Here is a 23,448-nt window from a genome sequence, read left to right as displayed (position 1 = left end):
ATCAACGATGAAAGAAGTTGAGCCTCTCGACCGTGCCACCGCCCAGGAGTACGCCTCCTGGTTCAAGGTGCTGGCCGACGCGACCCGGGTCCAGATCGTCTCCCTGCTTGCTCGCCGTGGGCGGCCGATGAGCGTCGGCGAGATAGTCGACGCGGTGCAGGTAGGCCAGTCCACGGTCTCCGCGCATCTCAAGCAGCTCGCCGAGGTGCAGTTCGTCCTGGCCGAATACGCCGGAACGGCCAGCTACTACCGGATCAACGACGAGTGCGTGACCTGCTTCCCTTCAGCCGCCGACGTCGTCATGGGCCGCCCCGCCCCAGGCGGGCCGCCCCCTGAACACGCATGAGGAGTGACCGTCATGTCCAAGGCAGATGAACCGAATCAGCGCGCTGCGGACCGGCAGGCAGAAGTCACCAGCCGATACGGAGCCCTGGCGCGTGCCGCCGCATCAGGAGAGCGGATCGTCGACTGCGGGGAGGACGCCTTCGCTGAAGGACAGTTCGGGTCCGCCGGCTACGACCAGGAGACCTCCGAGCTGCCCGAAGGCGCCGTGCGCGCCAGCCTCGGCTGTGGCAACCCCGTCGCCGTGGCTCCGTTGGCCCCCGGCCAGAAGGTTCTGGATCTCGGGTCGGGCGGCGGCATCGATGTGCTGCTCTCCGCCCGCCGCGTCGCCCCTGACGGCATGGCATACGGTCTCGACACCACGGCCGAGATGGTCACCCTCGCCCGTACCAATGCACGGCAGGCGGGGGTGGAGAACGTCGAGTTCCTGCACGGCCGCATTGAGGAGATTCCCCTGCCCGATGCGCACGTGGACGCTGTCATCTCCAACTGCGTGATCAATCTGTCCGCCGACAAGCCCCGTGTCCTGGCCGAGGCATACCGCGTGCTGCGGCCGGGCGGTCACTTCGGGGTCAGCGACGTTCTCGCCCGTCCCGGGCTGACACCTGACCAGCGTGCCGAGGCCGAGCGTGCCACCGGCTGCGCGACAACGCTCACGGCCGAGGAGTACCGGGAGCTCTTGCTGGGGGCCGGCTTCACCGGCATCGACATCACCTCGACCGCCGACGCCGGAGTGGGTGTCCATTCGGCCATCGTGAAGGCGGGCAAACCGGCTGCCCCCGAAGGTGCCGTCCTGCGACCCATGCGTGCGGACGATGCCGAAGCCGTGCTGTCGCTGTACCAGTCCGGGATCGAGGAAGGGGACGCGACGTTCGAGACTGCCGCCCCGTCCTGGGAGGCGTTCGACGCGGCGAGACTGACGCTGCACCGCTATGTCGCCGTCGACGACGCGACGGGCGGGGTGACCGGCTGGGCCGCCGCTGCCCCGACCTCGTCACGCAAGGCCTACGCGGGAGTGGTCGAGCACTCCGTCTACGTGCACCCCAGCGCACGTGGCCGCGGCGTCGCGCGCGCTCTGCTGGACGCCTTGGTCGCTTCGACAGAGAGCGCCGGCATCTGGACCGTTCAGTCCGGCATCTTCCCCGAGAACACCGCCAGCCTCGCCCTTCACCAAAGCGCCGGCTTCCGTGTCATCGGGCGCCGTGAACGCGTCGGGCAGCACCACGGCACCTGGCGCGACGTCGTGCTCCTCGAGCGCCGCAGCCCGCTGGTCAGCTGACCGGTCGGGAGATCTCCGAGGCAGCGTCACGAAGTCCACGCCCTTGCGGCGCAGGTGGTAGCCGGCAGCGAGTCCCGCCCGGCCGCCGCCGACCACCACCACGTCCTTGATCATCGTCCCGCTCACGGTTTGGGTGGCCTCGGCAGGGTCACGGCCAGAACTCCGGTGAAGACGGCGCCGCAGATCACGGAGATCGCTGCGTCACGCACGAACAGGAACATCACCCCGGTCCACACCACCCCGAGCAGCACGGCCAGAGATATCCGGTTGGACCACACCCACCGCAGTGCCACCTGCGTGCGGCTCGATCCGCTCTCACTCACCGGGCCACAACGTCCTGTGCCGCAGGCGTGAACCTCTTGCGCCAGGCCAGCGAGACGTACACCAGGGCGACCAGGACAGGGACCTCGATGAGCGGGCCGACGACGCCGGAGAGGGCCTGTCCGGAGGTGACGCCGAAGGTGGCGATGGCGACTGCGATGGCCAGTTCGAAGTTGTTGCCCGCGGCGGTGAACGCGAGCGTCGCGGTGCGGTCGTACGGGATGCCGATGGCCTTGCCGAGCGCGAACGTGCCGAACCACATGAGCGAGAAGTAGGCCAGCAGGGGCAGGGCGATGCGGACGACGTCCAGAGGCTGCGAGGTGATCGTCTTTCCTTGCAGGGCGAAGAGGATCACGATGGTGAACAGCAGGCCGTACAGGGCGAACGGCCCGATCCTCGGCAGGAAGCGGTTCTCGTACGCCTCGCGACCCACGCGTTTCTCACCGAGGCGGCGGGTGAGGAAACCGGCCAGCAGCGGGATGCCGAGGAAGATGACGACGTTCCAGGCGATCTTCCACATGGAGATGTCGAGTTGTTCGCCGCTTCCCAGTCCGAGCCAGCCGGGCAGCAGGTCGAGGTAGAGCCAGCCGAGCAGCCCGAACGCGAGCACCTGGAAAACGGAGTTGAGGGCGACCAGGACGGCAGCGGCTTCGCGGTCGCCGCATGCCAGGTCGTTCCAGATGATGACCATCGCGATGCAGCGAGCGAGCCCCACGATGATCAGACCCGTGCGGTACTCGGGCAGGTCCGGCAGGAAGATCCAGGCGAGGGCGAACATCACCGCCGGGCCCAGGAGCCAGTTGATGACCAGCGAGGAGACCATCAGCCTCCGGTCTCCGGTGACAGCATCCAGCTTGTCGTAGCGGACCTTGGCCAGCACCGGATACATCATGATCAGCAGGCCGACGGCGATCGGCAGGGAGATCCCGCCGATCTCGACCCTGCTCAAGGCGTCGTCGAGTCCGGGCACCATGCGGCCCAGCCCCAGTCCCAGAGCCATCGCGACGAGGATCCACACCGCCAGGAAGCGGTCCAGCGTGGACAGTCGGGCGACGACCTGGGACGTAGGTTCCGGGACCGTCGTGGTCGAGGCGGATTCGGTGCGGGTCACGGACAGGCCCTCTTCTTGTCGGCAGCAGCAGTGGCGCGTGCAGCAGCGGCAAGAGTCGAAAAGGAGCTGGCCACGGCCTCGATGACGTCGGGCCGCAGCTTGTAGTAGGTGAAGCGGCCGCACGGCTCGGTATCGACGACACCGGCTTCGCGTAGCACCCTCAGGTGATTGGAGAGATTGGTCTGACGTGCACCGGTCTCTTCGACCAGGTGCGTCGTGCAGAGGGTTTCGTGGGCCAGCAGGGTCACGATCTGAAGCCTGAGGGGGTCCGCGAGAACCCGGATCAGGTCAGTGTCGACTGACGTCAGCATGCGCTGATATTGTCACATCAGTGACGGCTGACACCAACAGGCGCGCTGTCGTGTGCACCTGATTCGCCATGAGGCAGGAGAGAGACTGATGCCGGAGAAGCCCTCGGTGCTGTTCGTCTGCGTCCACAACGCCGGCCGGTCCCAGATGGCCGCCGCGTGGCTGAAGCACCTGGCGGGCGATCGGGTAGAGGTCCGCTCCGCCGGGTCGGCCCCCGCCGAGACCGTCAACCCCGCTGTCGTCGACGCGATGCGCGAGGTCGGCATCGACATCGCTGCCGAGACTCCGAAGATCCTCACCGTGGACGCGGTTCAGTCATCCGACGTCTGCATCACCATGGGCTGCGGTGACGCCTGCCCCGTCTTTCCGGGCAAGCGCTACCTCGACTGGACGTTGAAGGACCCGGCGGGCCAGGGAGTTGAGGCCGTCCGCCCCATCCGCGACGAGATCAAGTCCCGGATCGAGGGCCTGATCTCCGAGCTCAGCCCCAGGTGACACGCACGTCCGTGACTGCGTGCGGAGACCTCAGCCGACATCCCGGGCGGCACCCGGGCGCCCCATGACGGCGTCCGCCGCACTGGGGAAGCAGGCCACGCAGGCGACATTGATCGAGTAGAGGATGGACGTCCCCTGCCGCTCGCGGAAGACGAAGCGCACGTCGGCCAGCAGCTTCAGGTGGTGCGAGACCGTGGACTGCCCGACACCGACCTGCTCGACGATCTCCCCGACGCTCATCGCTTCGGGAGCGAGGGCCAGGAGATTGAGGATCTGCACACGCGTCGGATCGGAGAGGGCCTTGAACCAGGTCGCGTAGGACTCGGCCGTGCTCCGGTCGATCAGCTGTGCGTTCATGGTGCCAGTCATCGCTTATCGATGTTAGGCGATGAAGGAACCGTCCGATAGACCCAGTCCCAGTCATTTGGCAGCGGTTTCGCAGAGCGGTGAACATCCGGTACAACCACACTGTTCACGCCCGGCGATGGGCGCGATCTCCACCCCTGCCCCGACTCGGCCTTGCCCGCGACCACGTCGTCGCGGTGGCCGGTAGTCATCGGTGGTGCGGTACTACTTAATCGTTTATCATCGATATTCGATTAAGGGACTCTCGTTCGTCGTGGCAGCGAGGCCGTTCTGCTGCTCGCCCTGTCGCCCAGCCCAGAGAGGTTGACCAGTGAGTGAAGTGCAGGCTCTCGTCCTCTTCATCCTGCGGGAGGTCCTGCACTACCTTCCGTGGTTCCTGATCGCGGTCGTTCTGGGTATCTCCGTGCAGCGGCTCTCCATAGACGTCGTCGCCCGGCGCAGCTTCTCCCGGCGCGGGATCGCGGGGGTCGCGGTCGTCACTGCCATCGGGGCCTTCAGCCCGTTCTGCTCCTTCACCGTCATCCCCCTGATCCGCCGGTTCCTGATCGCAGGGGTTCCCCTCTCGGCGGTGATGTCCTTCTGGATCGCCTCTCCATCGATGGATCCTGAGATCTATGCGCTCTCCGCAGCTCAGCTCGGGTTCCCGGTGGCGACGGCGCGCCTGGTGGGCGCTTTGATCCTGAGCTTCGGGGCGGGCCTGATCGTCCTTGCTCTGGAACGGCGCGGCCGGTTCCGCAATCCGCTGATCACCGCCTCCAAGCCCCGGACCGCTGCTGCGACATGCGGCCAGGCCGACGCCGCCGCTACGACGACCGCGTGCTCAACCGCCCCGGAGCCGGCGGCGGTTGCCGTAGGAAGCGCTGGTGCGACGAGCGGGGCAATGGCGGAGACCGCCGATGACACTGCTTCCCCCCAGGGCGGCTGTTCCGCTTCGGGGACGGCGGACCCGGACCCTCTGGCCGACGACGACGGAACACCGTGGAGGGTGCTGGTCCGGCGGGACATCAAGAACCTGCGGCCCGTGGAGATCCTGAAGGAGATCTGGGGCGACTCCATCCACCTCGGACGGTGGCTGCTGTTGGCCATCGTCCTCGAGGCACTGATCATCCGTTACGTGCCCGGCGACGTCGTCTCCTCCCTGCTGGGCACGGAGGGCGTGGTCTCCGTCCTGCTGGCCGGAGCCGTCAGCGTTCCCCTCTACCTCAACGGTGTCGGAGCCATCCCTGTCGTGGAAGGTCTGCTGAACCAGGGCATGGTGGCGGCTGCGGGCGTGACCTTCCTCCTGGGCGGGGCGGTGACGACGATCCCGGCGATGGTGGCCGTGAAGAGCGTCGTGAAGTTGCCGGTGTTCGCCTTCTACCTGGGCGTGAGCTTCCTGGGCAGCATCGGGCTCGGCCTGGTGGCTCTCCCCTTCATGTGAGACCGACGGACCTCAACCCCCACCCCCCTCCGGGGTCCGTCGGTCTCACGCCCCCTCGTCGAGAGGACGCGAACGCAGTTCTATGAGCCGACGAGGATCGGTCAGGTCTGCCGCGACCTGAGCGGCGTCCTCCCCCACCGCGATCACATGCCCGAAGCGGGACATGTAACCGCGCGGCGGGAGAGCCAGCCTGGTACCGGGCGCCGCGGTGGCCACGGCCTGGTGCACCGTCGGCCCCAACAGGTCGGTGCGCACGACGGCTTCCACCGCCTCGCAGTCGGCTTCCGGGTACAGAAAACGTATGGCCGCGGTACGCCGCGTCTTCGGGTTCGTGTCCGGGGCAAGGCCGGCGGCGACGCTTGCGGCAGCGACGGAGGGGTCCGTACCGGTCGCGAGCATCCCCAAATAGGGGATGAAGTCGCCGCCGAGACGTGCGTTTACCTCGACCAGACGTGGCCCGTCGGGAGTGAGCTTGAACTCCGCGTGGGTGGCGCCGCATTCGAAACCGAGCGCCTTGTGGATGCGGGCGAGCTGTTCGGTGAGGTCGGTGTCCTTCAGCAGGGGATCGTCGGCGTCGACCGTATGTCCCGTCTCCTCGAAGTAGGGCTCCATTCCCACCTGTTTCCTGGCGAGCACCATCGGCGTCACTCCTGACGAGGTGACGACGGAATCGACGCTGATCTCCGGGCCCGTCAGGTACTCCTCGATCAGGACGTCGGCCGCGTAGCGGGGTACGCCGGGCCACTGGGCGGAAGCGGCCGAGTGGAAGGCGTCCTCCACCGATGCGGGGCCTTCCACACGCAGGACGCCGATACTTCCGCCCAGGCCGCGGGCCTTGACCACCACGGGGTAGCCGATGGCGTCGGCAGCTTTGCGGGCCTCCTCTGCTGTGGAGACGGGGGTGGAGGCCGGTTGGGGTACTCCCGCCTCGGTCAGCAGAGCCCGGGTGGTGGCCTTGTCTCGGCAGGCGAGCACCGACTCCGGTGAGGCGCCCGGCAGGCCGAGACGCTGTGCGAGGAGAGCGCTGGAGTGCACCAGCGATTCGTCGTAGGTGAAGACGCCGGCAACCGGTTGTCCGGCGGCCACGGGAGCGGCGGCAGCGTGCAGAGCTTCCGGGTCGCGGGTGTCGACCTGGGTGGTGCCCTGGACGTACGGGAGTTGCCAGGTGGGTTCCGGGGCGTCCAGCAGCCACAGCCTGAAGTGGCGGGCGACTGCGGCCACCATGTATTCGCGGTACCGGCGGTCGCCGCTGCCTACGAGCAGGAGCAGGGGTGCGGACTCGTCGGCCGTCTCAGGCTGGGCATGCTGGGCCGGGATGACCATCGGGAGCGTCGTCCTCTCTCTTGTGTGCGGCAAGGGCCCTTGCAGGGCGGGAAGTTGTCCGAGGAAGGCGACTACCGGGCCGGGGAAGCCTGCCTGCCGGCCCCGCCGAGCAGTTCGGCCGCGGCTCGGGGTAGTTCGGCGGAGCACCGGGCGTCGACCGCGTAGAGGATCTTGGCGCCCGCGCGGTGTCGGGTCACGATCCTCACCTGATGGAGCGTCCGCAGGTGGTGGGAGACGGTGGGCTGGCTCATCTGGAGGTGGTCGACGACGGCACCCGCCGGTACGGGGTGGGGCTGTCGGCTGAGGAAGTCGACGATGAGGATCCGGGTGGGATCGGACAGAGCCCGGAACCAGCTGGCGTACTCGGTGAGGGTCTCGTGCTCGAGTGCGTGGTCTGCCACCGCGGGGTCCTATCGGGCGATCAGGAAGACGACGGCTGCCACTGCCGCTGCGAACGGCGGGGTGACGATCCAGGCGATGAGGAAGTCGCGGAGGGTCTTCCCGCTCAGGCGGCTCACGTCGGCTCCGGCCGAACCGGCGATGGCGCCGGTCGAGGTGTGCGTGGTGGACATGGGAAGCCCGTAGCCGGCGCCGAGACCCACCAGGGTTGCCGTGGTGAGGTTGGCCAGGAAGCCTTCCTTGTGGTTCATGCGGATGACCCCCTCCCCCAGTCGTTGCGCCACTCGCATGCCGCCGGTCAGCGAACCCACTGCCATCGCGACTGCGACCAGCAACGCCACCTCCCAGGTCGTCATCCCCACCGGTACGAGCGCGAAGGCTCCGATGGCCACGATCTTCGGGGTGTCGTTGAGGCCGCGGGCGAAGCCGGTGGCGCCGCTGGTCGTCCAGTGGAGAGCGGTCAGTTTGCGGTCGGGAGCCTGTGGGGCGGCGGGACGGGAAGAGACGGCGGAGGCCTCGGGTGTGACAACCGCCGTGGTGCCGGAGGAGGCGGTGGTGCTGCCCGGGGCCGGCAGGTCTGCGACGTCGGGGCTGTCGATCGCGGTGTCACCTGGAGCGCCGCTCTTGTTGCCGTTGCGGAAGAACAGGGCGAGGAGCAAGGAGATGCCGTAGGCGACGCCGACGCTGACGAGCAGCGGGATCAGCAACTTCGTCGGTATCGCGCTCCAGGCGATGCTGCTGGAGGCGAACAGCATGCCCGCGCCCAGTAGCGCGCCGATCAGGGCGTGTGTCGTGGAGACCGGCAGGCGCAGCACCGTGGCCAGCGCCACCCAGCTGACGGTGCCTGCCAGCACGGCGACGGCGAAAGCCTCGGTGGGTTCGGCGGTGACGATGCCCTTGGAGAAGAGCTTCGTCATCTTCTCGGCCAGCAACAGCGAACAGATGCATCCGGCGAACGTGGTCACGGTCCCCCAGAGGATGGCCGTGCGGTATTTCGTCACCCCCGCTCCGGCGAGGGTGGCGACGCCCTTGGGGACGTCGTTGCCGCCGTTCGCTGCTGCCAGCGCGGCGACGAGTACGAGGACGAGCACGGTGGTGAAAGACATGGCGGTGTCTCCATCGCAGGCGAGGACGGACCACTGAGTACCGGGGCCGCGGAGGCGCGTGAGGTCGCGCGCTCACGGACACGGCCCCGGACGTGCTGTACGGGTCAGCAGCAGGAGCGACCTCCAGCGCCGGGCAGGAGGGAGCCCGCCGGGCCGTCAGCCGGCTTGCGGGCACGGATGATTGCGGCGTGCAGGCCGTCCGCGGCCTCCTGAGTGAAGTCGACCTCGGCGTCCACCAGTCCGACGGCGCTCAGGAGTTCCGTGTACTCCGAGACGGAGAGGGCCCCGGCGATGCACTCACTGTGGCCTCCGCGCTCGGCGCGCTCCTCGGGGCTGAGCCGGTCCTCCGCCACCACGTCGCTGATGCCGAGGCGTCCGCCGGGTGCCAGCACCCTGGCCATCTCGGCGAAGACGGCGGGCTTGTCGACCGACAGGTTGATGACGCAGTTGGAGATGATCACGTCGACTGCGGCCGCCGGCAGGGGAATGGCCTCGATGGTGCCCTTGAGGAGCACCACGTTGTCGGCTTCGGCGTCCGCGACGTTGGCGGCGGCCAGGGCGAGCATCTCCTCGAGGAAGTCCAGGCCGAAGACCCGTCCGTCGGGGCCCACGCGGCGGGAGCTGAGGATGACGTCCAGCCCCGCCCCGGACCCCAGGTCCAGCAGCGTCTCGCCTTCGCGCAGTTCGGCGACGGCGGTGGGATTGCCGCAGCCCAGACTGGCCAGGAGGGCCGCGTCTGTCGCCGCGCCAGGGCGAACGTCCTGGTAGGCGGCGGGCCCGAAGGTCTCCGGATCCGGTGAGCAGCAGGCGCCGTTCGTGCTGGCCTCGTCGGCCTTCGAGCGGTAGTAGGCGCGTACCTCGTCCTGGAGCTTCGCGGCGGTGCCGGCGGTGGTGTCGGTCATGGGCGGGGTCCTTCGCGTCAGGCGCCGGCGGGGGCGAGGCGGTGCACAGGGCGGGGGTAGCCGGGTTTGAACGACACCGGTGACGTGGCTGAGGAGCGCGTACCTGTGGCCTGGTCGGCCGTCGAGACGGCGTCGGCGACGGCGCGGTCCAGGGCTTGCGGTTCGCAGGCGACGCGGGCGTTGATCACAGCTCGGGCGTCGGCCGCCGCCACTGCGAGGGCGCGATCCTCGGTGGGCGGTGCGCCAGCTTCGACGAGGCTCAGCTTGGCGAACTCCCCGTCCCCGGTGTGCACGCTGAGTTTCGCGTGGCCGATCACGGCCCCGTTCTCCGCCGCCCAGCCGGAAAGGTGCTCGAGGACGGTACGCGCCCAGGCGGTGACGTCGAACTCTTCGCCTGCGGCGGTCAGTTCGAGCTCCTGGTTCATCCAGGCGAGCTGGGCCTCGGCCGCCGCGTACCGGTCGTAGTCGACGTCCAGATCGACCGCGTGGTTTCCGGCGGGCGCCTCCCACGCGTCCAGGAGCGTGCCCACCCCCTCGCCCGTGGTCGCCGAGTAGCCGACGACGCCGGCGTCGCCGTACTGCTTCCGCAGCCCGAGCAGCAGCTCCTCGGCCTGGTCGGCGGTGATCGTGTCGAGCTTGTTCACCGCGATCACGTCGGCCTCGGTGAGCTGCTGCCGGAAGAGGTAGGACAGGTCCGACTCCGGCTCACCGCGCTGCGCCGCTCGATCGAAGGCCCGGTGGCGCAACGGGTCGACGACCGTCGTCAGAGGAGCGACGACCATGTTCTCGCCGTAGTAGCGGCGCAACGGCCGTACGACGGTGGCCTGCAGGTCGGTGCAGCTGCCGACGGCCTCGGCGATGACCGTGTCGACGCCGTCGGACTCGGTCAGGGCGACCACTGCCTCGACGAGATCCTCGAACTTGCAGCAGAAGCATCCGCCGGTCACCTCGGCGACGCTGTCAAGCTTGCTGCGCACCAGGTGGGTGTCCACGAGCTCCACACCCTGGTCGTTGGTGATGACGGCGACCCTGTGCCCCTTCTCCTGCAGGGCGAGGGCGGCCGTGGTCATGGTCGTGGTCTTGCCCGCGCCCAGGAATCCGGTCAGCGGAATGAAGGTGATCATGTGATTCCCCGTCTCGTCGGTCGGAGGTCGGCTCAGCTGGTGGAGCAGCAGCCGCCGGACGATTCGCTCAGCAGCGGCAGTGCGGCAGGACGGGTCGGCACCGCGTCCCCGAACGCGCTGCGCCTGCTCGACCCGAACGCATCCAGCCAAGCTGCGGCCTGGGGGCGCAGCGTGGGATCGGAGAGCAGCAGCGAGGTGGTCATGGCGCGGGGCGTGCAGCCGCGCAGAGCTTTCGCCTGGTGGGCGCCGGCGCCGAACTCGACCGTCCGCAGACCTTCGGCGTAGGCGTCGCGTACGGGGGCGTCGAGCACCAGGGCGAAGTAGATGCCGCTGCGCTCACCGATGGCCGCGTAGTCGAAGCCCGCCCACTTGGGGAAGAGCCGGTGGTTCTTACGGAGCGTGATGCAACTGGCGACCAGTTCACCGTTCTTGCGTCCGAGGTAGGCCCGTACGTCCGCCCCCTCGTCGATGAGTGCGGAGAGGATGCCGGCGATGTGTGCGGGCTCCTCGCCGGCGCCGTTCTTCTCACGGTTGAGGCAGGTGAGTTCGGCGATCCGCTCCACGTACGGGCGGATGCCGGTGCCGTCGATCCGTTCGATGGTGACGCCTGCGGCCTCGGCCTTGCGGACGTCCGCCTTGATGCGCTGACGCTTCTTCAGAGGGAGGGCGGCGAGATGGCCTTCCCAGTCCGGGGCGTCCAGGCTCACGAAGTCCTCGTACCCCCAGAAGCATCCGTGTCCGCCTGCGGACTCGAGTGCGGCCACCATGTCCCGGCCGACGCGGCGGTCGGGGATCCAGGGCGCGAGGATGCAGCGGATGCCGGCGTCGAATGCGGCGGGGACCAGCTTCTCCACGAGGGTCCCCACCAGGGTGGGCGTCCAGAAGTTGTACGCGACCTCGGTGCGGTAGCCGAGCGGGGAGCCCAGCAGAAGGGTCGGGAAGAACGGGTCGGTGCCCAGTTCGTCGATCTCGGCGCTGCGCGCGGAGTCGGTCTCCGCTCCGCAGCAGACCTCCTCACCGGAAGGCGCCTTCCAGCCGAGGTAGGTGCGGGGTTCGTGGTCGACCACGGGGGGCGCGGCGAGGACGTATCCGGGAAGCAGGGCCAGTTCGCCGCGGGCCCGGGTGGCGACGGTGTGCCACGGCTGGGCTTCCGGGAGGACCTTCTCGGTGGCTGACAGCCAGGTGGGGCCCAGGTACGGCCAGGCATCGGTGAGGTCGGTGAGCTCCTCGGACCAGGCCATCTCGGGAAGGGCCTGGCCGGTGGAGACGACGACGCGAGGTGATCCACCCATCTCGGGCTCCTTCGGGTGAGAGGGACCGGTCAGCACTTCACGCAGCAACGGACCCTGCCCACGTCCTCCGCGTCGGATCTTCGTTGCTGCCACAGCTCTTCGACGCGCCTGTCGGGGTGCGTCCACTCCGTCCAGAAGCCGCGGTCGACGGTGGCGATGTCCTCCATCCACGGTGAGGACAGCAGCGGCGAGCCCTTGAACAGCAGCAGCCGGGTCTGAAGGGCAGTCGGATCGGTGACGTGAGCGAGGTCCGCCTCGACCAGCCAGTCCTCGAAGCCGAGCAGTTCGTCGTACTCGACCCAGGGAGTGAAGGGGATGAACGTCGGATACAGCTCGAAGCCGAGGCGTCTGGCCTCGACGACGGCCTGGCGCATGTGGTCGACGTCGATGTGCTTGTCGAAGATGCGCAGGATGCGGTCGGAGGGGAACTCCAGGGCGCAGGTGACGCGGCGCAGTCCGAGCGAGACCAGCTTCTCCAGCTCGCGGGGGTAGCTCAGTACGTGGTCGACGCGCGTGGTGAACTCGAACGTGATGGGCCCGACTGCGTCCACCAGCCGTTCGACGATTCCGGCGCCGATCGTGCGGGAGTTGAAGAACTCCGCGTCGATGAAGCAGAAGTGGCGTACGCCCTCCTCCGCCAGCTGCAGGGCGTCGGACAGGACGCTGTCCGCCTCATAGACCGCGACACCACCGTCGTAGGCACCGTAGACGGAGCAGTACGTGCACTTGTGGTGGCAGCCACGGGACGCCTCGATGTTCCCCATCAGCCCGAACGGCGAGTGGTGGGCGGGGTAATGGACGAGGGAGGGGAAGAGATCCCGGGCCGGCGTGGACACGGAGATCCGCCGGCGGGGCGGCCTGGGACGCATCCCCTTCGACGTCATCAGCGCCGGGACCGCCTGCAGTTCGCGCGTCCCCCGCGCCAACTCGGCCAGTTCCTCGCTGATGAGCTCGGGCTCTTCCATGACGATCGCGTCCGCCACGCCGAGGAACTCGCGGTGGTTCATCTGCGCGTACTGACCGAACGCCATGACGGTGGTGCCGAAACGTTCGCGCACATCGCGTGCCAGTGACAGGCCCTTCTCCAGCCCCTCGAACTGCTGGACCGACACCAGGACCAGGTCGAACGGCCCCTCAGGGGCGGCTTCAGGCTGGAAGTGCGCGTCCCAGCCGACGGCTTCAACGCCGTGAGCCTGCAAGGAGGCGGCGGCATATGCACAGGTCAGAGGCTGCATCTCCGCTTCGAAAGCGGAGGCGACGAGCACACGCGGCTGAGTCACACTTCCCCCCGGGAGTGAATCAATCCAAGAAAGCGAACCGTGCGGAGCGCGCTGTGCCCTGGTCGTGAGCGAAGGTCCGAGACGGCCGGAACACTGCCGCCTCTAACGATGTATGTCAATAGACCGATACGGAACCGGCTGGCATCCCCCAGGGATGCGGTCGTCGCGATGAAGGATCGGCAGGGTTTCCGGGACCTCCGGTCCGTACCCGCAGCGCTTCCATCTCCCGACTTCAGGAGTCGAATTGAGCGGACTCCCTCCATGACTCGGAGACGGAGCGACTTCAGGGGTGATGACCCGCCGCCGCAGGTGGTTCGCCTGTTGCACCTGGGGCTCTATCGCCAATCTTCGATTAGTGATCCCGCGTCAAGGCTTCCCAGGCGCCGGGGGCGTCCCTACACTCCTGACGGACTCCCAAGCCAGACCCAGTTCGAAACACAGCCCCACTCGGCGACGCCCGCGCGTCGCAGCGCGCCGACACGGACAGACCCGGACGTAGGAGGACTGGCATGTCGCCGAAGATGCTCCCCCTGGTGCAGGGTTCACCCCAGCCGCAACAGGCTCTCACCGCACCGGCACGGCGCCTCCGGGTCGCGCTGGTCAACATGCCGTGGGCACGCTCCGACACACCGTCGATCCAGTGCGGGCTTCTCGCGTCCGTGGTGCGGGAGGCGGGCCACGACTGCGCTGTGCACTACCTCAACGTCGAACTGGCCGCCGTCGTCGGACCGGAGACGTACACCGGCATCGCGGAGGCGGGCGGCGAGCGTCTTCACCAGTTCGGCGAGTGGCTCTTCTCCTACGCGGCCGTCGGGGATGTCCGGCCCGAGGAGGACTACCACGCCGAGTTCCCCGAGGTGGAGAACATCTGGCGGGACGTCACCGGAGGCGGGCGCGAGGAGATCAGCGCCCTTCGCCGTGAAGTCCTCCCCCAGTGGCTGGCCCGCTGCGCCGAGGAGGTCGACTGGGCGTCCTACGACGTCGTCGGCTTCTCCTCCACCTTTCTCCAGAACACGGCCTCTCTTGCCATGGGCCGCATCCTGAAGGAACGCTTCCCCGAACTGACCGTCGTCTACGGCGGAGCCAACTTCGACGGCGAGATGGGCGAGGAGTACCTGAGGCGGCTCCCCTGGATCGACCACGTCGTGACAGGAGAGGGCGACATCGCCTTCCCCACGCTCCTGCACCGCATCGCCGCCGGCGACACCGCCGGTGTTCCGGGCGTGCGATCCAGGGGTGCGACCGAGCCGACCGGCGAATCACCGCGCACGCAAGACCTCGACACCCTCCCCGCCCCCGACTACTCCGAGTACTTCGCGAGCCTGCACCGGCACGGCGAACCGGCAGTCCTGGGAGACGCGCAGGTCAAGCTGCTCGTCGAGTTCTCCCGGGGCTGCTGGTGGGGACAGAAGCATCACTGCACCTTCTGCGGCCTCAACGCGCTCGGCATGGGCTTCCGCCCCAAGTCCGGCGCCCGGGCCCTGCAGGAACTCGAAAGCCTGCTGAGTGAGCATCCCGTCGCCCATGTCGAAGCCGTGGACAACATCCTCGACATGAAGCACCTGACAACCCTCTGCACCGATCTCGCAGCACGGCACTGGGACGTCGACATCTTCTACGAGGTCAAGGCGAACCTGACGCGGGCCCAGCTCGCCGTCCTCAAGCGCGCCGGCATCAACCGCATCCAGCCCGGCATCGAGAGCTTGAGCAGTCACATCCTCGACCTGATGCGTAAGGGCTCCACTCAGCTGATCAACATCCGGCTGCTGAAATGGGCGCAGTACCACGGCATCACCGTCGACTGGAACATCCTCAGCGGCTTCCCCGGCGAGAGCGACGCCGACTACGAGGAGCAGGCCCGACTGGTGCCGCTGTTGCACCACCTGCAACCCCCGGCCTGCGGCGGCGTCATCTGGCTCGAGCGCTTCAGCCCCTACTTCACCGACAGCTCCCTCGGCCTGTCGAACGTACGCCCGCGCTCCTGCTACGGATACATCTATCCCGACACGCTCGACCACTCCAAGATCGCGTACTACTTCGACTACGACGCGCAGAGCGTGGCATCCCAGGAAGCCCGCGACGGCCTGTACTCCGCGGTGGGCGAGTGGCGCACGAAGTGGCGCGAGGAGTCTCCGACCCTCGTCTACCGCCGCCTGCCCGGTCGTCTCGAAGTCATCGACGGGCGCACCGACCAGGAGCAGCGCTCTGTGATCGAAGGCTGGCGGGCCGAGGCGTACGAGGCGTGCGGCGACACCGCCCACAGCGCCAAGCGGCTCCACCAGGACCTTCTCGACACCGGCGCTGACGTGGCGCTGGACGGGGTGACGTCGTTCCTCGACGAGTGCTGCGACAACGGTCTGATGGTCAGCGAGGACGGCAAGTACCTGGCGCTCGCGCTTCCCGCCAATCCGAATCTGTAGGGGGCGGGATCACGGAGAGCGGCGAGCGGCACGGGAGTCGGCTCGCGCGTGCAGCGTGGGACCGAGTCCACGCGCAGGAACTCCCGGACACCGGTCGGTCTCGATGGTGAGGGGATCTACACGCCGTCGTCCTTGATGTGGCGAGCCGGATTGTCCCCGGCGTCCAGCATTTCGGCGGCCCACAGGAACGGCCGGGTTCCTTCGTGCTTGACCATGCCGGGGCTCACCCCGAGCCGGAAGCCGCCCGGCAGTGCCTTGCCGTCCTCCGTGCGCGGCAGCACGTCCAGCGGCGAGGGGCCGGACGAGGGGTACACGACGCAGTCGGAGAGCACCGCGAGCGGGAACAGGCCCGCGGCGTCGGCGAGTTTGCGCATCTTGCGGTGCATGTTGACGCGCGCGGCGGAGATCACCGCCGCGCGGATGTCGGGGCGCCACGTGGGGCGCTCCAGCGACGGCCACCTCTCCCCCGGCCGGTAGCGAGCTCCCTGCGGGCGCTCGCGCAGCTTGCCGATGCCGCCCTTGACGGTGGCCTTGACGGCGGAGAGCAGCGCGGCGCGGGCGGGATCCTTGAGCTTGTGATCTGTCATTGCGGCGAGGTAGTCGGCCTCGTCCAGGCCCGGGTGGACGCCGAGTTGCTCCATGGTGGCGAGGTAGGCGTCGCGCAGGCGGGCGTACCAGGGGTCGAGGTAGGGGCCGCTCTCAGGCCGTATGTACGCCTCCAACGGGCGTACCGCGTAACCGAGTTCGACCGCGTAGGCGACGGTCGGGGTGGCGTACCAGGCCGGGCCCTGAGGCCGGGCTCCGTGCGAGGTGAACGGATTGGGCAGCCGGGTGTCGATGTCGATGTGCGAGAGGTCGACGAGCCACGAGGCGGGCAGCTTCTTGTCGAATTCGGGTGACGTGACGTGCTCGGGCGCGCACAGTCCGACCGTGAGGCGGTTCGCGGCCGCGGCGAACGCCATGTTGACGTCCAGGCCGACCGCGAAGCGGCTCGCGCACTCGGCGTCGGTGAGCAACTCCGGCTCACGGAACCACTCGTGCGCCTCCTCGTCGAGCACGTCGTCCGCCGACCGGTCGAGGGCGACGGGGTGCTCGTCGGGTGCTTCGGGCGGCGCGGGGTCGACCACGGCGGTCAGCGAGCCCGGCATCGGGGCGGAGACGTAGGCGCCGGACGACGGGTCCTGAACTGCCCGCGTGGGAGGGCGGAGCGCCGTCATCAGCTCCAGGCCGTTGACGGCGCTCGAGCCGCGGGGGGTGATGACTTCTCGGGCGTACTCCCCCAGAACCTGGGCGAGTTCGGCCGGGGGAAGCTCCGCAGCGGCGCCCCAGGTGCGGGGCTCCAGCGCGTCCCACGGCAGCACGGCCAGCTGCACGCACTGGCGCACCCCGGCCTCCGCCGGGCGGTAGATGCGGGGCCAGGGCCCGAACCCGCGCCGGGTGAGCCGCCATTGGGCCCGGGCGATGCCGCGTACGACTTCGTGGTCCTCGGGGAGGCGCAGGTTGCGCCGGTCCTCCAGCTGCGCCGGCAGCCCGAGAAGAGTGGCGGCCGACTCGCTCAGGACGACGAGCGGATCGGCGTCCTTGCCGGAGCGGTGCAGCCGGGCGGCGCCGAGCCGGGCCTCGTTCAGGGTCCATTCGACGAGCTCGACGACGGTCCGGGCCGGGCAGTCGAGGATGAGCCCGTCGATGCAGTACGCGGCACCGTCACCGTCCAGGACGGCCAACGGGCCGTTGGCGAACCGGGGATCGGGCTCCCGGGCGGGAGCTTCGCGGGGGCGGGCCTTGCCGGCCGGTGAGGCCGTGTGACGGGCGGGGGCCTGCGCGGGACGGTGCGTAGTACGGGCTTGCTGCCGCGGCGGGTTCGCGGAGGGGGGCGGCGGCTGGGCTGCGGTCGGTTCTGTGACGGGTGGATCGGATGCCGGGGCGTCGGCCGAAGTCGCCCTGGAGTCACCGGAATCGGGCGCCGCGAGAGGGGCGGCCTGCTCGTCGGAGGGCGTGGGAAACTTGGCGGCCAGCCCGTCCAGCAGCCGCAGATACGCGGCACGTTTGGGCGGTCGCGGCTCGCTTCGGCCGGTCTCCCAGTCGGCGACGGTCTCCCGCCGCTTGAGCCCGAGCGCGGCGGCCACCTGCTGCTGGCTCAGTCCGGCGGCGCGGCGCAGCCGGGCCCGCTCCTGCGGGGGCGGCAGTTCCCCGTTGGCCTGCTCGAGCAGCGCGTCGACCGCCGCGAACAGCTCTTCGTGCTCCGCCATCGGCTCCATCTCCCGCACCAGCCCGCTCCGTGGCTCGAAACGTACGCCGAGCGTACTTCAGACGTACGACAGCCTCAGACACCGACACAGCAGGTCAACTGCTGCGCAGGACCCGTTCGTTCTCGTGAGGAATGCGGGGGGAACGTGCCTTGTCCTGCACCCGCCTGCCGCTGCGCCGACCGGGCCGTGATACTTGTGCGTACCAGTCAGTACGGCCGCTATATCAAGGGATCTGTACGGGCGGTTTCGGCGTGGGGTGTGCCCCCGTGCGGCCACCCGTACGGTCGGACAAGGGCTTTCATGGGGACGGCGACGATACAGGTACGCGTCCTGGCCGTCGCGGGTCTGCGTGTGTGGGTGGCGGCGAGCGGCACGCTGTGTGCGGCGACGCTGCGGGTGATGCACTACAGCTTGTGCGCCCGGGCGGTGGACGAGCGGACCCAGTTCTACCTCGACCTCAATCACGTGTACTTGGACGAGGCGCTGCCCCCGCACGAGCTGGCGCAGCTGCTGCCGGCCGGCAGCCGTCTGCGCTTCCACATCGTGGGTGGGGACGAGAGTTTCCGTGCACCTCTGGGTGAGGACGTGCGCTGCCGATTCCACTCGGACGTCGCTTCCGCATGGGCGGCGTGGTCGAATCAGCAGTGAAGACCGCGGCACATCCCGGAGCTTCGGGGTCGGGCATCCGCAACTGCCGTGCGGAGGCGACGGGTTGGCCGTCCGCGTCAGCGACAGGTGGGTGGTAAGGCGTCCTTGCGGCCCGAACTCGACGACGTACGGGACCTGTTGCCGCGTCGCCTCTCGAATCAGCTGTGGAAAGCACAAGCCGTGGGGGCGGGCATGCCGGCCGTCGGTGCCTCGTCCGCGATGATCTGCTTCACCTCGCCGTGCGCGGAGGTGATGATCTCGCGCAGATGTGCCGCTGCTTCGTCGGACTGCCCGGAACGGACGGCGTCGGCGACCTGAGCGTGTCGGGCGACGGCGGTCATGTCCACTCGGTGCGGCATCAGGGCCAGATCGCCGCGGGAGACGAGGAGTTCCTCCGTGACGACCGCGAGCTGGGCGAACATCCCGTTGCCCGACGCCTCCAACAGCACACGGTGGAAGGCGGCGTCGGCGGCGATGAACTCGCTCATGCTTCCCTCGCGGGCGGAGGACGCCATCGATTCGGCGTGAGCTGACAGCTCCCTCCGGGCCTCTGGCGCGGCGGAGGCGGCGGCGAGGTACGCGGCGTACGGTTCGACGGCGGTGCGCAGTTCGGCCAGCTCCCGCAGCTGGGCCTCCCTGTGCGGAGAGGCCAGCCGCCAGCGGATGACCTGCGGGTCGTACAGGTTCCACGCGTTCATCGGCAGCACGGTGATGCCCACCCGGGGGCGGCTGGTGACGACGTGCTTGGACTCCAGCACGCGAACGGCCTCCCGGGCCACGGTGCGTGAGACGCCGAAGCGCGCCTGCACGTCCTCCAGCCGCAGCACTTCCCCTGCGCCGATGTCACCGGATGCCAGCGATTCACCGATCCGGTCGACGACTTGTCCGTGCAGTCCCCTCAGTTCCATTCGCTCCCCCGCGTTCCCCGGTCTCGCCCCCGCTCCCCCGGCGGCCATCAGCGCGCGCTCGCCAGCCGGTCCAGCAGCCGGCTCACGCGCTCGCTCGCCTTCGCCGCGCCTCCGGACGTGAGCGCCGAGCCCATGCCGCATGCGACCGCCCCGGCCGCGACCCAGTCCGGCGCGTCCTCGATTGTCACACCTCCGGTGGGAACGGCGGGGAGTTGCGGCAGAGCCGCTCGCACGTCGCGCAGCCACGAGGGGCCGTTGCCGGATGCGGGGAAGATCTTGACGGCGTCCGCGCCCTCCTCCAGCGCCCGCACCATCTCGGTGGGAGTGCTCGCGCCGGGTATGACGGGCACGCCGTAGCGGTGTCCGGTCCGAATCACCTGCGGATGAAGGCTCGGGGAGACCAGAAAGCGCGCACCGGCCCGCACCGCCGAGACGGCGGCGGCCTCGTCCAGAACGGTGCCCGCGCCGATCACCGCGCCGGGCCGCGACTCGCTGAGGCCGGTCACCGCGCGCAGGGCGCCGGGGGTGGTGAGCGCGACCTCGACGGCGCCGAGTCCCGCGTCCAGCACGGCTTCGCCGGCGCGGAACGCCTCCTCGGACGAGTCGCTGCGGACGATGCCGAAGACGCGCTGTGCGGTCACGGCGCGCATGATCTCCCACCGGTACATGGCCAGGGTCTCCTCAACTGCCGGTCGTGCGGTCCTTCAGTTCAGCGGGCTCGGGGGCTTGGAGGCTCCTCCGGATGAAGTCGTCACGTCCACCCTCTTCAATGGTGCTATCAAATCACGTTAGGTTCTGGCCTCGTTCCACAGGAGTTCAATGAGGAGATCCACATGGAGAGCAAGGTGATGAAAGCGGTGACGTGGCGGCTCATGCCGTTCCTCGTCCTGCTGTACCTCGTCGCCTACGTCGACCGGTCCAACGTCGGCTTCGCCAAGCTGACGCTTCAAGACGAACTGGGCCTGTCCAACGCCGCGTTCACCTTCGGGCAGGTGGCCTTCTTCGTCGCCTACGCGGTCTTCGAGGTACCCAGCAACGTCTACCTCGAACGGTTCGGCGCGCGGCGCTGGTTCACCCGCATCATGATCAGCTGGGGTCTGGTCACCGTACTGACGATGCTGGTCGTCAACAGCTGGCAGTTCTATCTGGCCCGCTTCCTCCTCGGCGTGGCCGAGGCCGGGTTCTATCCGGGCGTCCTGTACTACCTGACCAAGTGGTATCCGTACCGCTACCGCGCCCGCGTGGTCGGCTGGTTCATGATGGCGCAGCCGCTGGCCTTCATCATCGGCAATCCGTTCATGGGCTGGCTCGACGGGCTGCACGGCACGTTCGGTCTCGACGGGTGGCAGTGGATCTTCGTCGCCACCGGTGCCCCCGCGATCCTCCTCGGCTTCGTGACTCTGTGGCTGCTGCCGGACGGTCCCGGCTCGGTCCGCTGGCTCGGGAGCGAAGCACGTACCTGGCTCACCGCCGAACTCACCCGCGAAGCCGATGAGTTGGGCGAGGATCACGGCAGTCCGCTGCGGGCGCTGCGCGACCGCCGCGTGGTGTGGATGTCGCTGTTCTTCCTCTGCTACCCGATCGGCGCGTACGGGCTGAGCTTCTGGCTGCCCACGATCGTCGACGGATTCGGCGGGCTGAGCAGCACCGCCACGGGGTTCGTCACGGCGATCCCGTACGTCTTCGTCGCCCTCGGACTCTGGGTCGTACCCAAACTCGCCGACCGCAGCGGCTCCCGCTATCCGTGGATCGCGGGGATGTCGGCCCTGGGCGCGGTGGGCCTTGCCGCGAGTGCACTCGTGGACAGCCACGTGCTGCAGATCGCACTGATGAGCGCGGCTGCCTTGGGCATCTACTCGGCCCAGCCGGTGATGTGGTCGCTGCCCTCCCGCTTCCTGACCGGGGTGCAGGCCGCGTCCGGCATCGCCATGATCAACGCGGTCGGGAATCTGGGCGGTGGCTTCGGGCCCATGGGCATCGGCGCGATCGTCGACCGGACTGGATCCCCGCAATCCGGGCTGTGGTTCCTCGTCGCGGCCATGGCGGTCGCAGCGGTGGGCACCATCGGCATCCGCCGGGTCGTGGAGCGCCACCGGGATCTCGAACCCCTCGCCGACGAGCGCACCGCTTCCGGGGCATCCGTCTGAGCGCCGGGCGGTCCGGGGGCGGTGCGCGCGCTGCGTACGCCCCCGGACCGCCCGAAAACCCAACTCCGGTACGCCTGGGTACACCGCATCCGGGTTGCGGGCTCCAGCTCCGTCAGGCAGCGTCCAGCACGGCGCGGACGGTCTTGCCGCCACCGGGCGCGACGGTGACGTTCAGCCTCCTGGCGAGACACTGCACCAGCGGGATGCCCCGGCCGCCTTCACCTTCCAGCCCGGTCCGCCGCATTCTGGGCAGACGGACGCCGTCGTCGCGGACCTCGACCGTGACAGTGCCGTGTGCGCTGCTGAGCCGGAGACGGCATCGGCCCCGGCCGTGCCGGGTGGCGTTCGTGACCAACTCGGAGACGACGAGGTTCGCCTCGTCCAGTTGCGTGGCCGCTTCCGGCGACGTGCGCGAACCGCTCAGGAATCCGGTGGTCAACTGGCGTGCCCAGCGGGCGGATGCGGCCTCCCGCGGGAGCGTGTACTCGACGCGTGCGGTGCGCCGCGCTGGGCGCGTGCTCGCGCGCATGACGTTCACTTCCCCTCCATGTCGGCGACGGGCGGAGAGGGTTGGCCGGCCACTCACGCGGCGGAAGCCGGACACCACCCGGTCGCACGAAATGAGATGTGCAGGTTGTCATTCCCGGCACCGGGGCGAGCAATCACCCGGATCCTCCACGGCCGCAGTCGGCCACGAGAACTCCACGATTCCGTCGCTTTCCCTGCGAGAGGCACGGAAAGGGGCGTTCAGCGCTCCGCCCGGCGCGCGACCTGCCGTGCCCACAGCACCAAGGGGACCTGAAGGGGGAGCCGGCCGTACGCAACCGCCTTGAGCGGGGTCGAGCGGTGCCGCCAGTCGTACGCCATCTTCACATTGGCCGGAAAGACGGCGGCGAAGAATCCGGCGGCGGCGTAGGCGCTCGCGCGCCGCGTGCGCGGGGCGGCGAGCCCTGCGGCGAGGAGCAGTTCGACCGCTCCGCTGACTTCGGTCCAGGTGCGGGCGCGACCCGGCAGCCAGGAGGGAACGATCTTGTCGAACGGCTTCGGAACGACCAAGTGCGCCGCCCCGGAACCCGCGAGCACCTTCGCGAGTATCCGTGCGGACTTGTCGGACCGCTCGGACCGGACCCGACGGTCGGGCCGTGCGGACCGGTCCGGGCTGTGGTTGCTGGACATGCGCGGGAACCTCCGTGAACTGGCGGCGAGACGGTTCAACATCATCAACGCCCGCCTGCGGGCGCGGGGTTCCTGCCGCCCCATCACCTCGGACGGCCGTCGGAGGGGTTGCGTGACTCCTGACCGTACTCGTCCACCACGAGGTGCTCGCGGTCCACCCGGCCGGCGCGGTACGCGGCCCGGGCGACCATGTGCGCGGCCACGGGCACCGTGAGCAGCTGGAAGAGGCCGACGAGGACGAGCGTGCCCATGTCGACCCCGCTGCGCAGCCGTAGCCCGGCGCCGATGAGGACCAGCAGCAGTCCGAACGTCTGCGGCTTGGTGCCCGCGTGCATCCGCGTCAGCACGTCCGGCAACCGCAGCAGTCCGATCCCCGCCAGCACGCACAGCACGGCGCCGGTCACCATGCACACGGCGGCGGCCACATCGGCGGCACCCGACCAGTTCATCCGCTGCTCCCCTGCTCGCCGTTCGCGGTCCCGGTCTCGCCGTCCCCATGCGCGCTCGCCTCGCTCTCGCCCCCAGCGTCCTCCTCGTCCTCCACCTTGTCCGCGTCCTCGCTGCCCGCCTCGTCGCGCAGTGCCAGGAAGCGGGCGATGCTCACCGAGCCGGTGAAGCCGAGGAAGGAGAGGACGAGCAACGCCGGGAGGTAGTACGGGATCCTCCGCACCGCCGTGAGGACGCCGATGCCGGCCATGACGACCGCGACCAGCGCGTCGAGGGCGACGGCGCGGTCCAGCATCGACGGGCCCCGCACGAGCCGGACGGTCACCAGCACTCCGGAGATCAGCAGCAGGACGACGACGATGCTCAGGACTGCTTCCACGGCCC

At 69.1% G+C, this 23,448-nt stretch carries 25 protein-coding genes and 2 pseudogenes; 8 read left to right on the top strand and 19 right to left on the bottom strand.

Features of this window, described 5'->3' with window-relative positions; translation table 11 throughout:
- Positions 1 to 7: 7 nt before the first annotated feature.
- The 3 genes and pseudogenes from H5J26_RS05135 to H5J26_RS31270 all read left to right on the top strand — a co-directional run bounded on the left by H5J26_RS05135 (position 8) and on the right by H5J26_RS31270 (position 1,621).
- Positions 8 to 346 (top strand): ArsR/SmtB family transcription factor, encoded by a 339-nt coding sequence (locus H5J26_RS05135; protein ID WP_181764481.1) that lies wholly within the window; start codon positions 8 to 10, stop codon positions 344 to 346.
- 12 nt (positions 347 to 358) lie between these two features.
- Positions 359 to 1,033 (top strand): annotated as a pseudogene (locus H5J26_RS31275) (methyltransferase domain-containing protein); the annotation flags it as partial.
- Between the two features lie 111 nt (positions 1,034 to 1,144).
- On the top strand, positions 1,145 to 1,621 hold the full coding sequence (locus H5J26_RS31270) for a GNAT family N-acetyltransferase (protein ID WP_235980415.1): 477 nt from the start codon (positions 1,145 to 1,147) through the stop codon (positions 1,619 to 1,621).
- 21 nt (positions 1,622 to 1,642) lie between these two features.
- Here the strand turns inward: H5J26_RS31270 and H5J26_RS05125 are convergent.
- The 4 genes and pseudogenes from H5J26_RS05125 to H5J26_RS05110 form a co-directional block, all read right to left on the bottom strand.
- Positions 1,643 to 1,735, bottom strand: a pseudogene (locus H5J26_RS05125) (FAD-binding protein); the annotation flags it as partial.
- An 8-nt stretch (positions 1,736 to 1,743) separates the two neighbouring features.
- Positions 1,744 to 1,944 carry a hypothetical protein gene (locus tag H5J26_RS05120; RefSeq protein WP_181764479.1) on the bottom strand — a complete coding sequence of 67 codons (201 nt, stop codon included), beginning with the start codon at positions 1,942 to 1,944 and terminating at the stop codon, positions 1,744 to 1,746.
- Positions 1,941 to 3,053 carry an ACR3 family arsenite efflux transporter gene (gene arsB, locus H5J26_RS05115; protein WP_181764478.1) on the bottom strand — a complete coding sequence of 371 codons (1,113 nt, stop codon included), beginning with the start codon at positions 3,051 to 3,053 and terminating at the stop codon, positions 1,941 to 1,943. Before arsB ends, H5J26_RS05120 begins: the two co-directional genes overlap by 4 nt.
- Complete coding sequence (locus tag H5J26_RS05110; RefSeq protein ID WP_181764477.1) at positions 3,050 to 3,364, bottom strand: ArsR/SmtB family transcription factor; 315 nt, start codon at positions 3,362 to 3,364, stop codon at positions 3,050 to 3,052. Before H5J26_RS05110 ends, arsB begins: the two co-directional genes overlap by 4 nt.
- Before the next feature lie 88 nt (positions 3,365 to 3,452).
- Between H5J26_RS05110 and H5J26_RS05105 the strand changes: the two genes are divergently transcribed.
- The gene (locus H5J26_RS05105) at positions 3,453 to 3,857 is read left to right on the top strand and encodes an arsenate reductase ArsC (RefSeq protein WP_181764476.1); all 405 of its coding nucleotides are present in this window, start codon (positions 3,453 to 3,455) and stop codon (positions 3,855 to 3,857) included.
- Positions 3,858 to 3,887: 30 nt separating this feature from the next.
- On the opposite strand, the gene H5J26_RS05100 is transcribed toward H5J26_RS05105, so the two are convergent.
- Positions 3,888 to 4,226, bottom strand: coding sequence for an ArsR/SmtB family transcription factor (locus tag H5J26_RS05100; protein WP_235980407.1), 339 nt, complete (start codon positions 4,224 to 4,226; stop codon positions 3,888 to 3,890).
- Between the two features lie 307 nt (positions 4,227 to 4,533).
- Here H5J26_RS05100 and H5J26_RS05095 point away from each other — a divergent pair, with 307 nt between their 5' ends.
- Positions 4,534 to 5,643 carry a permease gene (locus H5J26_RS05095; protein WP_181764475.1) on the top strand — a complete coding sequence of 370 codons (1,110 nt, stop codon included), beginning with the start codon at positions 4,534 to 4,536 and terminating at the stop codon, positions 5,641 to 5,643.
- Between the two features lie 45 nt (positions 5,644 to 5,688).
- Here H5J26_RS05095 and H5J26_RS05090 read toward each other — a convergent pair whose 3' ends face one another.
- The 7 genes from H5J26_RS05090 to arsL all read right to left on the bottom strand — a co-directional run bounded on the left by H5J26_RS05090 (position 5,689) and on the right by arsL (position 13,069).
- A complete protein-coding gene (locus H5J26_RS05090; protein WP_181764474.1) occupies positions 5,689 to 6,966 on the bottom strand; it encodes an ATP-grasp domain-containing protein in 1,278 nt (425 codons plus the stop codon).
- Between the two features lie 71 nt (positions 6,967 to 7,037).
- Positions 7,038 to 7,367 (bottom strand): ArsR/SmtB family transcription factor, encoded by a 330-nt coding sequence (locus H5J26_RS05085; RefSeq protein ID WP_181764473.1) that lies wholly within the window; start codon positions 7,365 to 7,367, stop codon positions 7,038 to 7,040.
- Between the two features lie 9 nt (positions 7,368 to 7,376).
- Positions 7,377 to 8,471 (bottom strand): inorganic phosphate transporter, encoded by a 1,095-nt coding sequence (locus tag H5J26_RS05080; protein WP_181764472.1) that lies wholly within the window; start codon positions 8,469 to 8,471, stop codon positions 7,377 to 7,379.
- Positions 8,472 to 8,575: 104 nt separating this feature from the next.
- Positions 8,576 to 9,373: a methyltransferase domain-containing protein gene (locus tag H5J26_RS05075; protein WP_181764471.1), complete on the bottom strand. Its 798-nt coding sequence runs from the start codon at positions 9,371 to 9,373 to the stop codon at positions 8,576 to 8,578.
- A 17-nt stretch (positions 9,374 to 9,390) separates the two neighbouring features.
- The gene (locus H5J26_RS05070) at positions 9,391 to 10,497 is read right to left on the bottom strand and encodes a GTP-binding protein (protein WP_181764470.1); all 1,107 of its coding nucleotides are present in this window, start codon (positions 10,495 to 10,497) and stop codon (positions 9,391 to 9,393) included.
- A gap of 32 nt (positions 10,498 to 10,529) precedes the next feature.
- On the bottom strand, positions 10,530 to 11,789 hold the full coding sequence (locus tag H5J26_RS05065; RefSeq protein ID WP_181764469.1) for a GNAT family N-acetyltransferase: 1,260 nt from the start codon (positions 11,787 to 11,789) through the stop codon (positions 10,530 to 10,532).
- 29 nt (positions 11,790 to 11,818) lie between these two features.
- Positions 11,819 to 13,069 (bottom strand): arsinothricin biosynthesis radical SAM protein ArsL, encoded by a 1,251-nt coding sequence (gene arsL / locus H5J26_RS05060; protein WP_181764468.1) that lies wholly within the window; start codon positions 13,067 to 13,069, stop codon positions 11,819 to 11,821.
- A 509-nt stretch (positions 13,070 to 13,578) separates the two neighbouring features.
- On the opposite strand from arsL, the gene H5J26_RS05055 reads away from it, so the two are divergent.
- Positions 13,579 to 15,489, top strand: coding sequence for a RiPP maturation radical SAM C-methyltransferase (locus H5J26_RS05055; RefSeq protein WP_181764467.1), 1,911 nt, complete (start codon positions 13,579 to 13,581; stop codon positions 15,487 to 15,489).
- Between the two features lie 116 nt (positions 15,490 to 15,605).
- On the opposite strand, the gene tap is transcribed toward H5J26_RS05055, so the two are convergent.
- Positions 15,606 to 17,747, bottom strand: a complete 2,142-nt coding sequence (gene tap, locus H5J26_RS05050; RefSeq protein WP_235980410.1) for a telomere-associated protein Tap — start codon at positions 17,745 to 17,747, stop codon at positions 15,606 to 15,608.
- 291 nt (positions 17,748 to 18,038) lie between these two features.
- On the opposite strand from tap, the gene H5J26_RS05045 reads away from it, so the two are divergent.
- Positions 18,039 to 18,386 carry a hypothetical protein gene (locus H5J26_RS05045; protein WP_181764466.1) on the top strand — a complete coding sequence of 116 codons (348 nt, stop codon included), beginning with the start codon at positions 18,039 to 18,041 and terminating at the stop codon, positions 18,384 to 18,386.
- A 158-nt stretch (positions 18,387 to 18,544) separates the two neighbouring features.
- Here the strand turns inward: H5J26_RS05045 and H5J26_RS05040 are convergent, their stop codons facing one another.
- Together H5J26_RS05040 and H5J26_RS05035 are read right to left on the bottom strand one after the other, a co-directional pair.
- The gene (locus H5J26_RS05040; protein ID WP_181764465.1) at positions 18,545 to 19,294 is read right to left on the bottom strand and encodes a FadR/GntR family transcriptional regulator; all 750 of its coding nucleotides are present in this window, start codon (positions 19,292 to 19,294) and stop codon (positions 18,545 to 18,547) included.
- A gap of 47 nt (positions 19,295 to 19,341) precedes the next feature.
- Positions 19,342 to 19,962: a bifunctional 4-hydroxy-2-oxoglutarate aldolase/2-dehydro-3-deoxy-phosphogluconate aldolase gene (locus H5J26_RS05035; protein ID WP_181764464.1), complete on the bottom strand. Its 621-nt coding sequence runs from the start codon at positions 19,960 to 19,962 to the stop codon at positions 19,342 to 19,344.
- A 165-nt stretch (positions 19,963 to 20,127) separates the two neighbouring features.
- On the opposite strand from H5J26_RS05035, the gene H5J26_RS05030 reads away from it, so the two are divergent.
- Complete coding sequence (locus tag H5J26_RS05030) at positions 20,128 to 21,441, top strand: MFS transporter (RefSeq protein WP_181764463.1); 1,314 nt, start codon at positions 20,128 to 20,130, stop codon at positions 21,439 to 21,441.
- 112 nt (positions 21,442 to 21,553) lie between these two features.
- On the opposite strand, the gene H5J26_RS05025 is transcribed toward H5J26_RS05030, so the two are convergent.
- The 4 genes from H5J26_RS05025 to H5J26_RS05010 all read right to left on the bottom strand — a co-directional run.
- Entirely contained in the window at positions 21,554 to 21,970 is a 417-nt protein-coding gene (locus H5J26_RS05025) for an ATP-binding protein (RefSeq protein ID WP_181764462.1), read from the bottom strand.
- Between the two features lie 218 nt (positions 21,971 to 22,188).
- Entirely contained in the window at positions 22,189 to 22,617 is a 429-nt protein-coding gene (locus tag H5J26_RS05020) for a hypothetical protein (protein ID WP_181764461.1), read from the bottom strand.
- Between the two features lie 83 nt (positions 22,618 to 22,700).
- The gene (gene mnhG / locus H5J26_RS05015; protein ID WP_181764460.1) at positions 22,701 to 23,066 is read right to left on the bottom strand and encodes a monovalent cation/H(+) antiporter subunit G; all 366 of its coding nucleotides are present in this window, start codon (positions 23,064 to 23,066) and stop codon (positions 22,701 to 22,703) included.
- Positions 23,063 to 23,448, bottom strand: a 386-nt coding sequence (locus H5J26_RS05010) for a monovalent cation/H+ antiporter complex subunit F (protein WP_309237782.1), incomplete at its 5' end; no start/stop codon positions are given. The genes H5J26_RS05010 and mnhG, both read right to left, overlap by 4 nt.

Origin of the sequence: Streptomyces albidus (ex Kaewkla and Franco 2022), from assembly GCF_013870515.1 — a bacterium.
Classification (GTDB): domain Bacteria; phylum Actinomycetota; class Actinomycetes; order Streptomycetales; family Streptomycetaceae; genus Streptomyces; species Streptomyces albidus.
Note: the sequence above shows the minus strand (reverse complement) of the source record. Positions and strands in the feature narration are given on the sequence as shown.

Bases quoted from the DNA above. Each gene is read 5' to 3' on its own strand.
- H5J26_RS05135 (WP_181764481.1), top strand. From the start codon at position 8: ATGAAAGAAGTTGAGCCTCTCGACCGTGCCACCGCCCAGGAGTACGCC.
- H5J26_RS31270 (WP_235980415.1), top strand. From the start codon at position 1,145: ATGCGTGCGGACGATGCCGAAGCCGTGCTGTCGCTGTACCAGTCCGGG.
- H5J26_RS05110 (WP_181764477.1), bottom strand. From the start codon at position 3,364: ATGCTGACGTCAGTCGACACTGACCTGATCCGGGTTCTCGCGGACCCC.
- H5J26_RS05105 (WP_181764476.1), top strand. From the start codon at position 3,453: ATGCCGGAGAAGCCCTCGGTGCTGTTCGTCTGCGTCCACAACGCCGGC.
- H5J26_RS05100 (WP_235980407.1), bottom strand. From the start codon at position 4,226: ATGACTGGCACCATGAACGCACAGCTGATCGACCGGAGCACGGCCGAG.
- H5J26_RS05090 (WP_181764474.1), bottom strand. From the start codon at position 6,966: ATGGTCATCCCGGCCCAGCATGCCCAGCCTGAGACGGCCGACGAGTCC.
- H5J26_RS05080 (WP_181764472.1), bottom strand. From the start codon at position 8,471: ATGTCTTTCACCACCGTGCTCGTCCTCGTACTCGTCGCCGCGCTGGCA.
- H5J26_RS05075 (WP_181764471.1), bottom strand. From the start codon at position 9,373: ATGACCGACACCACCGCCGGCACCGCCGCGAAGCTCCAGGACGAGGTA.
- H5J26_RS05070 (WP_181764470.1), bottom strand. From the start codon at position 10,497: ATGATCACCTTCATTCCGCTGACCGGATTCCTGGGCGCGGGCAAGACC.
- H5J26_RS05065 (WP_181764469.1), bottom strand. From the start codon at position 11,789: ATGGGTGGATCACCTCGCGTCGTCGTCTCCACCGGCCAGGCCCTTCCC.
- H5J26_RS05055 (WP_181764467.1), top strand. From the start codon at position 13,579: ATGTCGCCGAAGATGCTCCCCCTGGTGCAGGGTTCACCCCAGCCGCAA.
- tap (WP_235980410.1), bottom strand. From the start codon at position 17,747: ATGGAGCCGATGGCGGAGCACGAAGAGCTGTTCGCGGCGGTCGACGCG.
- H5J26_RS05045 (WP_181764466.1), top strand. From the start codon at position 18,039: ATGGGGACGGCGACGATACAGGTACGCGTCCTGGCCGTCGCGGGTCTG.
- H5J26_RS05040 (WP_181764465.1), bottom strand. From the start codon at position 19,294: ATGGAACTGAGGGGACTGCACGGACAAGTCGTCGACCGGATCGGTGAA.
- H5J26_RS05035 (WP_181764464.1), bottom strand. From the start codon at position 19,962: ATGTACCGGTGGGAGATCATGCGCGCCGTGACCGCACAGCGCGTCTTC.
- H5J26_RS05030 (WP_181764463.1), top strand. From the start codon at position 20,128: ATGGAGAGCAAGGTGATGAAAGCGGTGACGTGGCGGCTCATGCCGTTC.
- H5J26_RS05025 (WP_181764462.1), bottom strand. From the start codon at position 21,970: ATGCGCGCGAGCACGCGCCCAGCGCGGCGCACCGCACGCGTCGAGTAC.
- H5J26_RS05020 (WP_181764461.1), bottom strand. From the start codon at position 22,617: ATGTCCAGCAACCACAGCCCGGACCGGTCCGCACGGCCCGACCGTCGG.
- mnhG (WP_181764460.1), bottom strand. From the start codon at position 23,066: ATGAACTGGTCGGGTGCCGCCGATGTGGCCGCCGCCGTGTGCATGGTG.